The 12,443-nt window shown below is 66.5% G+C and carries 10 protein-coding genes and 2 tRNA genes; 7 read left to right on the top strand and 5 right to left on the bottom strand.

All coding sequences use genetic code 11. The annotated features are described in order from the left end of the window. The first annotated feature begins 4 nt into the window (after positions 1–4). On the top strand, positions 5–1,411 hold the full coding sequence (gene rimO / locus BM013_RS22650) for a 30S ribosomal protein S12 methylthiotransferase RimO (protein WP_093129884.1): 1,407 nt from the start codon (positions 5–7) through the stop codon (positions 1,409–1,411). 81 nt (positions 1,412–1,492) lie between these two features. Here rimO and BM013_RS22655 read toward each other — a convergent pair. Both BM013_RS22655 and BM013_RS22660 read right to left on the bottom strand, forming a co-directional pair. After that, a tRNA-Leu gene (locus tag BM013_RS22655) sits at positions 1,493–1,577 on the bottom strand. Between the two features lie 230 nt (positions 1,578–1,807). Then, a tRNA-Leu gene (locus tag BM013_RS22660) sits at positions 1,808–1,892 on the bottom strand. 81 nt (positions 1,893–1,973) lie between these two features. Here BM013_RS22660 and rnr point away from each other — a divergent pair. Next, positions 1,974–4,238: a ribonuclease R gene (gene rnr / locus BM013_RS22665; RefSeq protein WP_371270080.1), complete on the top strand. Its 2,265-nt coding sequence runs from the start codon at positions 1,974–1,976 to the stop codon at positions 4,236–4,238. A gap of 52 nt (positions 4,239–4,290) precedes the next feature. Continuing rightward, positions 4,291–5,055: an SDR family oxidoreductase gene (locus BM013_RS22670; protein WP_093129885.1), complete on the top strand. Its 765-nt coding sequence runs from the start codon at positions 4,291–4,293 to the stop codon at positions 5,053–5,055. A gap of 21 nt (positions 5,056–5,076) precedes the next feature. On the opposite strand, the gene BM013_RS22675 is transcribed toward BM013_RS22670, so the two are convergent. Beyond that, positions 5,077–6,543, bottom strand: coding sequence for an NAD(P)H-hydrate dehydratase (locus BM013_RS22675; protein WP_093129886.1), 1,467 nt, complete (start codon positions 6,541–6,543; stop codon positions 5,077–5,079). Positions 6,544–6,597: 54 nt separating this feature from the next. On the opposite strand from BM013_RS22675, the gene BM013_RS22680 reads away from it, so the two are divergent. Beyond that, positions 6,598–7,032 carry a hypothetical protein gene (locus tag BM013_RS22680; RefSeq protein WP_093129887.1) on the top strand — a complete coding sequence of 145 codons (435 nt, stop codon included), beginning with the start codon at positions 6,598–6,600 and terminating at the stop codon, positions 7,030–7,032. Here the strand turns inward: BM013_RS22680 and BM013_RS22685 are convergent. Further along, entirely contained in the window at positions 7,022–8,275 is a 1,254-nt protein-coding gene (locus tag BM013_RS22685) for a D-amino acid dehydrogenase (protein WP_093129888.1), read from the bottom strand. The genes BM013_RS22680 and BM013_RS22685 overlap by 11 nt on opposite strands. Before the next feature lie 54 nt (positions 8,276–8,329). Continuing rightward, positions 8,330–9,655 carry an amidase gene (locus BM013_RS22690; protein WP_093129889.1) on the bottom strand — a complete coding sequence of 442 codons (1,326 nt, stop codon included), beginning with the start codon at positions 9,653–9,655 and terminating at the stop codon, positions 8,330–8,332. Positions 9,656–9,865: 210 nt separating this feature from the next. Here BM013_RS22690 and rpsB point away from each other — a divergent pair, with 210 nt between their 5' ends. The 3 genes from rpsB (at position 9,866) to pyrH (ending at position 12,442) form a co-directional block, all read left to right on the top strand. Next, positions 9,866–10,618 carry a 30S ribosomal protein S2 gene (rpsB, locus tag BM013_RS22695; RefSeq protein ID WP_093129890.1) on the top strand — a complete coding sequence of 251 codons (753 nt, stop codon included), beginning with the start codon at positions 9,866–9,868 and terminating at the stop codon, positions 10,616–10,618. An 81-nt stretch (positions 10,619–10,699) separates the two neighbouring features. Continuing rightward, positions 10,700–11,623, top strand: a complete 924-nt coding sequence (gene tsf / locus BM013_RS22700) for a translation elongation factor Ts (RefSeq protein ID WP_093129891.1) — start codon at positions 10,700–10,702, stop codon at positions 11,621–11,623. Between the two features lie 96 nt (positions 11,624–11,719). Further along, on the top strand, positions 11,720–12,442 hold the full coding sequence (pyrH, locus tag BM013_RS22705) for a UMP kinase (RefSeq protein WP_093129892.1): 723 nt from the start codon (positions 11,720–11,722) through the stop codon (positions 12,440–12,442). Position 12,443: the final 1 nt, after the last annotated feature.

Below are 12,443 nucleotides of genomic sequence, written 5' to 3' on the forward strand. Positions count from 1 at the left end.
GCATATGAGCGAAGTTGCCTCCCCCGAACGTACGGCCACGCCGACCGCCCCCAAGGTCGGATTCGTGAGCCTGGGCTGCCCCAAGGCCCTGACAGATTCCGAATTGATCCTGACCCAGCTGAGCGCTGAGGGCTATCAGACCTCCAAGACTTTCGAAGGTGCCGATCTGGTGATCGTCAACACCTGCGGCTTCATCGACGATGCGGTGAAGGAAAGCCTGGACACCATTGGTGAAGCGCTGGCCGAAAACGGCCGCGTGATCGTCACTGGCTGCCTCGGCGCCAAGACCGGCGACCAAGGTGGCAATCTGGTGCGCCAGATGCACCCGAGCGTGTTGGCCGTGACCGGCCCGCACGCCACGCAAGAGGTGATGGATGCGGTGCACGCCAACCTGCCCAAGCCGCACGACCCGTTCATCGACCTGGTGCCGAACACCTTCGGCGTTGCCGGCCTCAAGCTGACGCCGCGCCACTATGCGTACTTGAAGATCAGCGAAGGCTGCAACCACCGCTGCACTTTCTGCATCATTCCGTCGATGCGCGGCGACTTGGTGTCGCGGCCGGTCGGCGACGTGTTGAGCGAGGCGAAGGCCTTGTTCGAAGGCGGCGTGAAGGAGTTGCTGGTGATCAGCCAGGACACCTCGGCCTATGGCGTCGACGTGAAGTACCGCACCGGGTTCTGGGACGGCAAGCCGGTCAAGACCCGCATGCTGGAGCTGGTGCGCACCCTGGGCGAAATCGCCGAGCCTTACGGCGCGTGGGTTCGTTTGCACTACGTGTACCCGTATCCGAGCGTCGACGAAATCATTCCGCTCATGGCCAGCGGCATGGTGCTGCCGTACCTCGACGTGCCGCTGCAGCACAGCCACCCCGACGTGCTCAAGCGCATGAAGCGTCCGGCCAGCGGCGAGAAGAACCTGGAGCGTCTGGCGCGTTGGCGCGAGGTGTGCCCGGAGCTCGTGATCCGCAGCACCTTCATTGCCGGTTTCCCCGGCGAGACGGAGCAGGAATTCGAGCATCTGCTCGACTTCATTCGCGAAGCCGAAATCGACCGTGCCGGTTGCTTTGCCTACAGCCCGGTCGCAGGCGCGACCGCCAACGATATTCCCGGCATGCTGCCCGAGCCGGAGCGTGAAGCGCGTCGCGCCCGTTTCATGGAAGTGGCGGAAGCCGTGTCGATCGCCAAGCTGCAAAAGCGCATCGGCTCGACGATGCAGGTGCTGGTCGATTCGGCGCCGGGCATGGGCCGCAAGGGTGGGGTGGGGCGCACGTACGCCGATGCACCGGAGATCGACGGCACGGTTCGCCTGCTGCCGCCCGAGAAGATCAGCAAGACGCTCAAGGTCGGTGAGTTCACGCGCGCGCGCATCGTGGGCGCAGAAGGCCACGACCTGATCGCACTGCCGGTTTGATGCGGATTCGTACAGACAAGAAAAAAGCCACCGGAGACCGGTGGCTTGTTTCGAATGACCTGGCGGGGGTCAGCTTGTATTTGGTGCCCAGAAGAGGACTCGAACCTCCACGATGTTACTCGCTAGTACCTGAAACTAGTGCGTCTACCAATTCCGCCATCTGGGCTTCACACCTGCCGAAGCAGCTGTGTTGTTTTGCTTTTCAGCAAAGACTACGAGTATACACAATTTTCTGCGGCTTCCTGACAGAGATGTTCGCTTGCGCGCGCATTTTTGTTTTCGAAGCCGGCGGCATCGCCCGCGTTGCCCGTTTGATGCAGATTCAAACGGCCATGAAAAAAGCCACCGGAGACCGGTGGCTTCAATCGGATGACCTGGTAAAGGTCTGTTTAAACTTGGTGCCCAGAAGAGGACTCGAACCTCCACGATGTTACTCGCTAGTACCTGAAACTAGTGCGTCTACCAATTCCGCCATCTGGGCCCACAGAACTGCCGAAGCAGTTATGTTTTGAATTTCAGGAAAGAAGGAGATCATATCAAAAATAATGTCACTTCCAGCAGCTTGTTGGACGAATTCGAAGGCACTGTTCAAGGACATCGCGACGGGCACGGTTTTGTGCAGCGCGACGACGGTGAAGCAGACATCTACCTGCCCCCGAACGAGATGCGCGCGGTGCTGCACAAGGACCGCGTCAAGGCGCGTGTCGTGCGGCAGGACCGCCGCGGTCGCCCCGAAGGGCGCGTGGTGGAAATCGTCGAGCGTCCCGAGCAGCCGATCATCGGCCGCTTGCTGCATGAAGGCGGTATCTGGCTCGTTGCCCCCGAAGACAAGCGCTACGGACAAGACGTTCTGATTCCCAAGGGCGCCACCGGTCCTGCGAAGGTCGGGCAGGTCGTCGTGGTGCAGCTCACCGAGCCGCCGGCGCTGTTCGGCCAACCCGTGGGCCGCGTGAAGGAAGTGCTGGGCGAGATCGACGACCCCGGCATGGAAATCGAAATTGCCGTGCGCAAGTACGGCGTGCCGCACGAGTTCTCCGCGGAGTGCCTGGCCGAGGCCAAGGCATTGCCCGAGAAGGTCCGTCCCGCCGACAAGAAGGGGCGCGTCGACCTCACCGACATCCCGCTCGTCACCATCGACGGTGAAGACGCGCGCGACTTCGACGACGCCGTCTATTGCGAGCCCGCGAAGGTGGGCCGTGGCAAGGGCTGGCGGCTGCTCGTGGCCATCGCCGACGTCAGCGCCTATGTGCGCACCGGTTCGCCGATCGACATCGACGCCTACGACCGCGCCACCAGCGTCTACTTTCCGCGCCGCGTCATCCCGATGCTGCCCGAGAAGCTGTCGAACGGCCTGTGCTCGCTGAACCCCGATGTCGAACGCCTGTGCATGGTGTGCGACATGCTGGTCGCGGCCGACGGCGAGATCTACGCGTACCAGTTCTATCCGGCCGTGATGTTCAGCCATGCGCGCTTCACGTACACCGAGGTGGCCGCCATCCTCGGCAACACGCGCGGCCCCGAAGCGGCCAAGCGCAAGGACCGCGTGAAGGACCTGCTGAACCTTGCCGATGTGTACAAGGCGCTGCTCAAGCAGCGCGGCAAACGCGGTGCGGTCGACTTCGAGACCACCGAGACGCAGATCATCTGCGACGACGCCGGCCGCATCGAGAAGATCGTGCCGCGCACGCGCAACGAGGCGCACCGTCTCATCGAAGAAGCGATGCTCGCGGCCAACGTCTGCAGCGCCGACTTCATCGCCGAAGGCAAGCACCCGGGCCTGTTCCGCGTGCACGAAGGCCCGACGGCCGAGAAGAAGGAAATCCTGCGCGGCTACCTGAAGGCGATGGGCGTGGGCCTGAGCATCACGGACGACCCCAAGCCGGGCGAGTTCCAGGCGATTGCAGTGGCCACCAAGGAGCGCCCCGACGCGCAGCAGATCCACACCATGCTGCTGCGCTCGATGCAGCAGGCGATCTACACGCCGTTCAACAGCGGCCACTTCGGCTTGGCCTACGAGGCGTACACGCATTTCACCAGCCCGATCCGGCGCTATCCGGACTTGCTGGTGCACCGCGTGATCAAGGCGATCCTCACCAAGTCGCGCTACCAGTTGCCGATGCTGCCCACGCCCGGCGAAGCGCATGCGAAGCTGGCCAAGCGGCTCGCGTCGCGCGTGAAGGCGCCGACGGCCAAGCCGCAGAAAGCCACCATCGCGCCCAGCAAGGAAGTGCTGGCATGGGAAGCCGCGGGCCTGCATTGCAGCGCCAACGAGCGCCGCGCCGACGAAGCCAGCCGCGACGTCGAGGCCTGGCTCAAGTGCAAGTACATGCGCGAGCACCTCGGCGAGGAGTACGGCGGCGTGGTCACCGCGGCCACCACCTTCGGCATCTTCGTCACGCTCGACGCGATGTACGTCGAAGGGCTGGTGCACATCACCGAGCTCGGCGGCGAGTACTTCAAGTTCGACGAGATGCGCCAGGAGCTGCGCGGCGAGCGCACCGGCATTCGCTATGCCATCGGCACGCGCGTGCGGGTGCAGGTGAGTCGCGTCGACCTGGACGGCCGCAAGATCGACTTCCGCCTCGTGCGTGAGGGCGAAGACCTGATGTCGCGCGCGATGAAGGACAAGGGCGCGGCATCATCGGGCGTGCCGGTCAAGGCATCGGCCAAGCGCGGTTCGCGCCACAAGGCCGACGCCTCGGCCGACCAGCCGCGCGCCGAGCGCGGCACCTCGGTTGCGGCCGGGCCGCAGTCGGCGATGCAGGCCTTCAAGTCGGCGGTCAAGAAGGCCGCCAACAAGATGAAGGGGCGCAAGCCGCGCCGCTGATGCCCTGCCGCATGAACCATCGACAAACTGACAAAAGAAAGAGACAGACCGCATGAGCGCTGAAGACAACAAGGGCCGCATCGCCATCGTCACCGGGGCGGGCTCCGGCATCGGCCGCGCCGCGGCGCTGGCGCTGCTGGGCGACGGCTGGAACGTGGTGCTGGCCGGCCGCCGCCTGGAGCCGCTGGAGCAGGTGGCGGAAGAATCGGGCGCCGGTGCGCGCGCCTTCGCCGTGCCGACCGATGTGGCCAAGGCCGATTCGGTGCAGGCGCTGTTCGCGGCCGCGGTCGATCGCTTCGGCCGCGTCGACCTGCTGTTCAACAACGCCGGCGTGGGCAACCCGCCGGGTCCCTTCGAGGACTGGACACCGGAGCAGTGGCAGGGCGTGGTCGACATCAACCTGACGGGCATGTTCTTCTGCATCCAGCAGGCGTTCCGCACGATGAAGGCGCAGACGCCGATGGGCGGGCGCATCATCAACAACGGCTCGATCTCGGCCACCGCGCCGCGTCCGAACTCGGCCGCCTACACGTCCACCAAGCACGCGGTCGAAGGCCTGACCAAGACGGCGTCGCTCGACGGGCGCAAGTACGACATCGCGGTGGGGCAGGTGGACGTGGGCAACGCCATGACCGAACTGGCCGCGCGCATGGCCAAGGGTGTGCCGCAGGCCAATGGCGAGCTGGCGATCGAGCCGCTCATCGACGTGAAGATCGTCGGCCAGTCGGTGCTTTACATGGCCAACCTGCCGCTGGAAGCCAACGTGCTGTTCCACACCATCATGGCGACGAAGATGCCCTTCGTCGGTCGCGGCTAAACCCGTCGATCGGTCGGTTGGTCAGACGGGCGCGCGGCGGGCCAGCGTGCCCGCCGTGAGCGGGGCCGCATCGAGCGGCCAGGTGTCGGCGATGTGGCCGTGCTGCCAGACGGCCTCGCAGGCCGCCTCGAACGGCGGCCGGCGCATCGCCAGCGCCGCGCCGACCATGCCGGCCAGCACGTCGCCAGTGCCAGCGCTTGCCAGGCGGGCATTGCCGGTCAGGTTGACGGCCGGTGGCTGGTTGTCGGTACCGGCGATCACGGTGCCTGACCCCTTGAGCACCGTCACCGCGCCGAACCGGGATGCCAACTGGCGAGCGGCGGCCAGCCGGTCGGCCTGCACCTCGCCAGCCGTGCAGCCCAGCAGGCGTGCGGCCTCCAGCGGATGCGGCGTGAGCACTGTCGGCGCGCCGCTTTTCCCTCGAGACACCAGCTGCGCTTGAAGCGCGGCATCGGCCGCGATGGCGTTGAGCGCATCGGCGTCGAGCACCAGTGCAGCCGCCGTCGACAGCACGCTGGGCAGCAGGTCGCGAACGGCCTCTCCACCACCGCAACCGCACACCGCCGTCATGCCCGAGAGGTCAAGCGCATGGGCGTCTCGCAACATCAACTCCGGTTGCGAAACGTCCACCGGTGCTGCGCTCGGGTCCAGCAGCCCGACGAACACGCGTCCCGCGCCCGCATGCAGTGCCGCCGAGCCGGCCAGAAGCGCGGCGCCGGCCATGCCCGACGCGCCGCCGATCACCGCGACATCGCCGTAGCTGCCCTTGTGCGAGGCGTGGGTGCGCGGCTGCATGGCGGGCGTGCCGGCGATGCGTGCCGTCGGTGCGTGTTCCTTGGCGAATGCGCCGCAGCCGAGATCGTCGAACCACACCGCGCCCGCCGCATCGCGGCCCTGGGCCGTGAACAGGCCGGGTTTCAAGGTGAGAAAGGTGATGCAGGTGCGGGGCGACGTCTGTGCGTGATCGGCGCCGTGGGGCAGGGTGCCCGTGTCCGCGTTCAGCCCCGAGGGCACGTCGACGCTGAGCACGGGCTGCGCACTGGCGTGCATCCGCGCCAGCCACTCGGCCATCGTGCCTTCGGGCGGCCGTGTCGACCCGATGCCCAACAGCGCATCGATGGCCAGGTCATGGCTCGACGGCGGCGCCGCTGCGAAAGTGACGCCCGCATCGCGCGCTCGCTGCAGCGAGGCCGTGGCATCCGGCGGCAGCCGGCTTTCGTCGCCCGCGAACGTGACAACCGGAAAGAAGCCGCGATGCCGCAATTGCGCCGCCGCCTCGAAGCCGTCGCCCCCGTTGTTGCCCGGCCCGCACGCCACCCAGATCGTTCGCGCATGCGGTGCGATCGCCATGGCGAGGCGCGCCACGGCAAGCCCCGCGCGCTGCATCAGCGTGTGGGCGGGCAGGGCGGTTGCCGCGGCCTGCTCGATGCGGCGCGTGGCGGCGATGTCGAACAGGTCGGCGGCGGTGGCGGACGTGATGCGGTGCATCGATCCATTGTGCCGCCGCGCCTGCGCTCTATCCGCTCTCTCTATCATCGGCCGATGACGTTCAAGACCCTTGGCTGGCTGCTGGTCCTGCTGCTGGCGTTTTTCGCCGGCCTGATCGGCACGGCCCTCGCGCTGATCGCCGGCGCAGCCTGGGCGCTCGGCCTGCTGGCCGTGGTCTGGGGGCTGTTCCTGCTGGCCGAGTCGTTGCGCCGCATCCCGCTGCGCGACGTGGCCTGGGCGCTGGGCGTGGGCTATGGCTTCGGCGTGATGCACTGGCTCGACGTACCGGCCGAGGCAGGGTCGAGCCTGGCGAATTGGCTCGTGATCGGCGCGGACCTGCTGTGCCTGGTGTTTTTCGCGCTGGTGGCGCCGGCCATTCTGGGGTGGATTGCCGGCCGGTGGGCGCCGCCGCCCGAGCCCGAGCCCGAGCTGCCGGTGGAAAAGCCGGCGACCCCGGAGCAACTGCGCCGCTGGGGCCCTAGAGACTGAGCCGTTCGACGCCGAGGCCTTCGAGGTCGATGCCCGGGTCCTGACCGGCGATCAGGTCGCCCAGCACGCGCGCGCTGCCGCACGACAGCGCCCAGCCGCTCGAGCCATGCCCGAGGTTGAGCCACACGCCCGGAATGCCGCTGGGGCCCAGCACGGGCGGGCCGTCCGGCAGCATCGGCCGTGCGCCTTTCCACTGCTGCACGCCGGACTGCAGCGTGGCCGCACCCGGAAACCAGTCGTGAAGCACCTTGTAGAGCGTCTGGATGGCGGCCGGGTTCATCGTGTCCAGCGAGCCGCCGATCTCGGCGCTGCCGGCCACGCGCACACGCTGTCCGAGGCGCGAGATGGCGACCTTGTAGCGCTCGTCCATCACCGCGCTGCGCGGAGCGTTGAGCGGCTCGCGGATCGGCGCGCTGACCGAATGGCCGTAGACCGGCGCCATCGGAATGCGCAAGCCCAGCGGCCGCAGCAACGAGGCCGAGTTCAGGCCGGCGCACATCACGACCGCGTCGTAGCGCACGGCTTCCGAGCCGCCCGCCAGCGACAGCGAGGTCGGCGCCGCGCGGCTCAGCGGCGCAATGTCGCAGTTGAAGTGAAACTGCGCACCGAAGGCCTCGGCCTCCCACTTGAGCAGCAGCGCGAACTGGCGGCAGTTGGCCACTTCGTCTTCCGGCAGGTGGATGGCGCCGGCCAGCGGCGTGTCGGGGTTCAGGGCTGGTTCGAGCAGCCGGGCCTCGTCGGCATCGACCTCGCGGAACACGCTGCCGGCCTGGCGCAGCACCTCGAGCCCGGGCTGCACCAGCTTCTTCTCGCGCTTGGAGCGCAGCAGCACCAGGTAGCCGTCGCTGCGCTCGTAGCTGAGTTCGCGCGCCTCGGACACTTCGTGCAGCCGGGTGCGGCTGTAGAAGGCCAGGCGCTGCATGCGGGCGCGGTTGGCCAGGTAGGTCTCGAGCTTGCAAGCCTTCTGCCAGCGCGACATCCAGCCGATGTCGCGCGAGTTGAGCGGCCAGCGCAGCTTGATGGCGCCGTGCGACGAGAGCAGCGAGCGCAGCACCTTGCCGCGCATGCCCGGGGCCGCCCAGGGCGTGACATATCCGGGTGCGACCACGCCTGCGTTGGCGAAGCTGGCTTCTTCTGCAGCGGCGCCTCGGCGCTCGAACACGGTCACTTCATGGCCGTCGGAAACCAGTTCCCAGGCGGTGGTGACGCCGATGATGCCGGCGCCCACGATCGCGATTTTCATTGAGGATATTTAGATAAAAGAAGCGGCTGACGCCCGGTGGGCGTGCGATGGCGGCTATTGTTTTTGTAGCGCATGCTCGGTCTGGAGCGCCACCGCGAGCACGGCGTCGTCGTGCAGGGCGGCATGCCACAGCATCAGGCCGACCGGCAGTTCGCCGTTGGCGTGGCAGGGCAGCGAGAGCGCGCAGCCGTCGAGCATATTCACGATCGACGGGTTGCGCAGCAGCAGTGCGTTGACGCGGAAGAATTCGTCGTCGCGCTCGGCGCCGGGGGCCACGCTGGCGATGGACGGCGCGGTGATCGGCACGGTCGGCGAAAGCACGGCGTCGAACGGGGCAATGGCGGCTTCGACGCGGGCGATCCAGCCGTGGCGGGCGTTCAGCAGGTCGATGTACTCGTGCGCCTTCATGGTGGCGCCGCGCAGGATGCGCTGGGCCACGCGCGGGTCGTAGCCGGCGCCGCTGCGCTCGAGCAGCAGGCGGTGCCAGGCATGGGCCTCGGACGCCGAGAAGCCGCCGGTGGCGTTGATGGTCGCGAGTTCTGCCAGCTGCGGCAGCTCGATCTCCTCGATGCGGGCGCCGGCGGCGCGCAAGGTCTTCAGCGTGCGTTCGAAGGCGGTGGCGACCGTGGGCTCGATGCCGTCGAAGAACATGTTCCTGACCACGGCGAGCCGGTAGGCCGCCAGCGGCGCATTGCCGGCCGTGACGCGCCGCGCGGCAAGGATTTCGTGCGCGGCGATGGCGTCGCGCACCGAGCGGGTCATGGCGCAGACCGTGTCGAGCGTGGTCGACAGCGGCAGCGCGCCGTCTGCAGGCACGAGGCGGGCGGTGCTCTTGAAGCCGACGATGCCGTTGAGCGCCGCGGGAATGCGGATCGAGCCGCCCGTGTCGGAGCCCAGGCCGATGAAGGCGGCGCCGGTGGCCACCGAAATGGCCGCGCCGGACGACGAGCCGCCCGGAATGCGCGGCGTGGCGGCGTCGCTCACGTTGGCCGGTGTGCCGTGGTGCGGGTTGACGCCGACGCCGGAGAAGGCGAACTCCGTCATGTTGGTCCGGCCCGTGAGCACGCCGCCGGCGGCGCGCAGCCGGGCCACGGCCGTGGCATCGGCCTTGGCGGCGGGCGCGTGGGCCAACACCACCGAGCCTGCTGGCGTCGGCTGGCCCTCGATGTCGAACAGGTCCTTGGCCGTGAAGGCGAGCCCGCAAAGGCGGCTGTCGGGGTTCGACCCGGCGGCGGCCTGGCGGGCCTCGTCGAACATCGTGCGGGTGAAGACGTGGGTGCAGGCCGCCGACTGGGCGATGCCGATGGAGTGCTCCATTTCGGTGCGTGCATCGGAGCCACCTGCCAGAAGGGTGAGACGGGTGGCGTGAAGGTCGTTCATGGGTGGCTGCAGGTGCCGCGCATGCGGCTCGGGTTCAGGAAAGAGGGGAGGCGGGCGTGCTATACTCTTTGGGTTTCGCTGGCCGAGCGACGGCTTCCGTTGCATCCAGCCAAACACATCCGCAAACCGGCCCAATCAAGGTGTTGTGACTCCGTTCAAGAGAGCACAAAACGGGCTGGATTTTAGACCCAACCTTTGGAGTAATTTTCAATGTCTACCACCATGCGCGAAATGCTGGAAGCCGGTGTCCACTTCGGTCACCAAACCCGCTTCTGGAACCCCAAGATGGCTCCGTTCATCTTCGGTCACCGCAACAAGATTCACATCATCAACCTGGAAAAGTCGCTCCCGATGTTCCAGGACGCGATGAAGTACGCCAAGCAACTCACGGCCAACCGCGGCACGATCCTGATGGTCGGCACGAAGCGCCAGGCCCGTGAAATCGTGGCGGCTGAAGCCCGTCGCGCCGGCGTGCCTTTCGTCGACACCCGCTGGCTCGGCGGCATGCTGACCAACTTCAAGACCGTCAAGACCTCGATCAAGCGTCTGAAGGACATGAAGGCCCAGCAGGAAGCCGGCCTCGACTCGCTGAGCAAGAAGGAGCAACTGACCTTCTCGCGCGAAATCGCGAAGCTCGAAAAGGACATCGGCGGCATCCAGGACATGGCTGCACTGCCGGACGCCATCTTCGTGATCGACGTGGGCTTCCACAAGATCGCCGTGGCTGAAGCCAAGAAGCTCAACATTCCGCTGATCGGCGTGGTGGACTCCAACCACTCGCCCGAAGGCATCGACTACGTGATCCCCGGCAACGACGACTCGTCGAAGGCTGTCACGCTGTACGCCCGCGGCATCGCCGACGCCATCATCGAAGGCCGCAACAGCGCCACCGGTGACGTGGTCAAGGCCATCGCCGAAGGCAACGACGAATTCGTCGAAGTCGAAGAAGGCGCTTCGGCCTGATTGGCGCGCTCGCGAGCCTGAAGAAGGGGCTTTGGTGCCCCTTTTTTTTAACCTGATTTTTGGAATTACGGAGATACACAAATGGCTGCAATCACCGCAAGCATGGTTGGCGAACTGCGCGCTAAGACCGACGCGCCCATGATGGAATGCAAGAAGGCCCTGACCGAGGCCGAAGGCAACATGGAAAAGGCCGAAGAGCTGCTGCGCATCAAGCTCGGCAACAAGGCCGGCAAGGCATCGGGCCGCATCACCGCTGAAGGCGTGGTCACGGCTTTCGTCGACGGCGCTGCCGGCGGCATGATCGAAATCAACTGCGAAACCGACTTCGTCACCAAGAACGACAGCTTCCTGGCCTTGGCCAACGCTGCCGCCATGCTGGTCGCGAAGAACAACCCCGCGGACATCGCCGCCCTGGGCGCGCTGGCCTACGAGCAGGACGGTTTCGGCCCCACGCTCGAAGACGTGCGCAAGGGCCTGATCGGCAAGATCGGCGAGAACATGAGCTTCCGCCGCTTCAAGCACTTCGCCGGCAACGGCAAGCTGGCTTCGTACCTGCACGGCACGCGCATCGGCGTGATGGTCGAGTTCGAGGGCGACGACACCTCGGCCAAGGACGTGGCAATGCACATCGCCGCCATGAAGCCGGTCGCCATCCAGGCGTCGGACGTGCCTGCCGAGCTGATCGAAAAAGAGCGCGCAGTGGCTGCCGGCAAGGCGGAAGAAGACCGCAAGACGGCCGAAGCCGAAGGCAAGAAGGCTCAGCCTGCCGACATCGTTGCCAAGCGCATCGAAGGCGGCGTGCAGAAGTTCCTGAAGGAAGTCTCGCTGCACAACCAGCCGTTCGTGAAGAACGACAAGCAGACCGTCGAGCAGATGCTCAAGGCCGCCGACACCTCGATCAAGGGTTTCACCCTGTACGTGGTCGGCGAAGGCATCGAGAAGAAGGTCGACGACTTCGCCGCCGAAGTGGCCGCGCAAGTCGCCGCTGCCAAGGCAGCCGCCTGATTCTGCTGCCATACAAGCGGCGGTGCGCGAACGCGTGCCGCCGCTTTTTCACCGCTACGTTTTACACTCGCCCCCGCCAACCAAAGGAAATTGCCCATGTCTGATCCCCGCCCAGCCCACAAGCGAATCTTGTTGAAGCTGTCGGGAGAGGCACTGATGGGCGACGACGCCTTCGGCATCAACCGCGCGACGATCGTGCGCATGGTCCAGGAAGTGGCCGAAGTCGTGAACATGGGCGTCCAGGTGGCGGTCGTGATCGGCGGCGGCAACATCTTCCGCGGCGTCGCCGGAGGCTCCGTCGGCATGGATCGCGCCACGGCCGACTACATGGGCATGCTGGCCACCGTCATGAACTCGCTGGCCCTGGCCGATGCCATGGACAAGCAGGGTCTCATCGCCCGCGTGATGTCCGCCATTGCCATCGAGCAGGTGGTCGAGCCCTATGTGCGCCCCAAGGCCCTGCAGTACCTCGAAGAGGGCAAGGTCGTGGTGTTCGCGGCCGGCACGGGCAACCCGTTCTTCACGACCGACACGGCTGCCGCGCTGCGCGGTGCCGAAATCGGCGCCGAACTGGTGCTCAAGGCGACCAAGGTCGACGGCGTCTACACCGCCGATCCCAAGACCAACCCCAATGCGACGCGCTATTCCTCGCTCACCTTCGACGAGGCGATTGCGCAGAATCTCGGCATCATGGACGCCACGGCCTTCGCGCTGTGCCGCGACCAGAAGCTGCCGATCAAGGTGTTCTCGATCCTCAAGAACGGCGCGTTCAAGCGCGTCGTGATGGGCGAGGACGAGGGCACGCTGGTGCATGCCTAGG

This window comes from Variovorax sp. OK605, from assembly GCF_900115445.1.
GTDB lineage: Bacteria > Pseudomonadota > Gammaproteobacteria > Burkholderiales > Burkholderiaceae_C > Variovorax.

Coding starts and splice junctions, on each gene's coding strand:
- rimO (WP_093129884.1), top strand. CDS start 5: ATGAGCGAAGTTGCCTCCCCCGAACGTACGGCCACGCCGACCGCCCCC.
- BM013_RS22670 (WP_093129885.1), top strand. CDS start 4,291: ATGAGCGCTGAAGACAACAAGGGCCGCATCGCCATCGTCACCGGGGCG.
- BM013_RS22675 (WP_093129886.1), bottom strand. CDS start 6,543: ATGCACCGCATCACGTCCGCCACCGCCGCCGACCTGTTCGACATCGCC.
- BM013_RS22680 (WP_093129887.1), top strand. CDS start 6,598: ATGACGTTCAAGACCCTTGGCTGGCTGCTGGTCCTGCTGCTGGCGTTT.
- BM013_RS22685 (WP_093129888.1), bottom strand. CDS start 8,275: ATGAAAATCGCGATCGTGGGCGCCGGCATCATCGGCGTCACCACCGCC.
- BM013_RS22690 (WP_093129889.1), bottom strand. CDS start 9,655: ATGAACGACCTTCACGCCACCCGTCTCACCCTTCTGGCAGGTGGCTCC.
- rpsB (WP_093129890.1), top strand. CDS start 9,866: ATGTCTACCACCATGCGCGAAATGCTGGAAGCCGGTGTCCACTTCGGT.
- tsf (WP_093129891.1), top strand. CDS start 10,700: ATGGCTGCAATCACCGCAAGCATGGTTGGCGAACTGCGCGCTAAGACC.
- pyrH (WP_093129892.1), top strand. CDS start 11,720: ATGTCTGATCCCCGCCCAGCCCACAAGCGAATCTTGTTGAAGCTGTCG.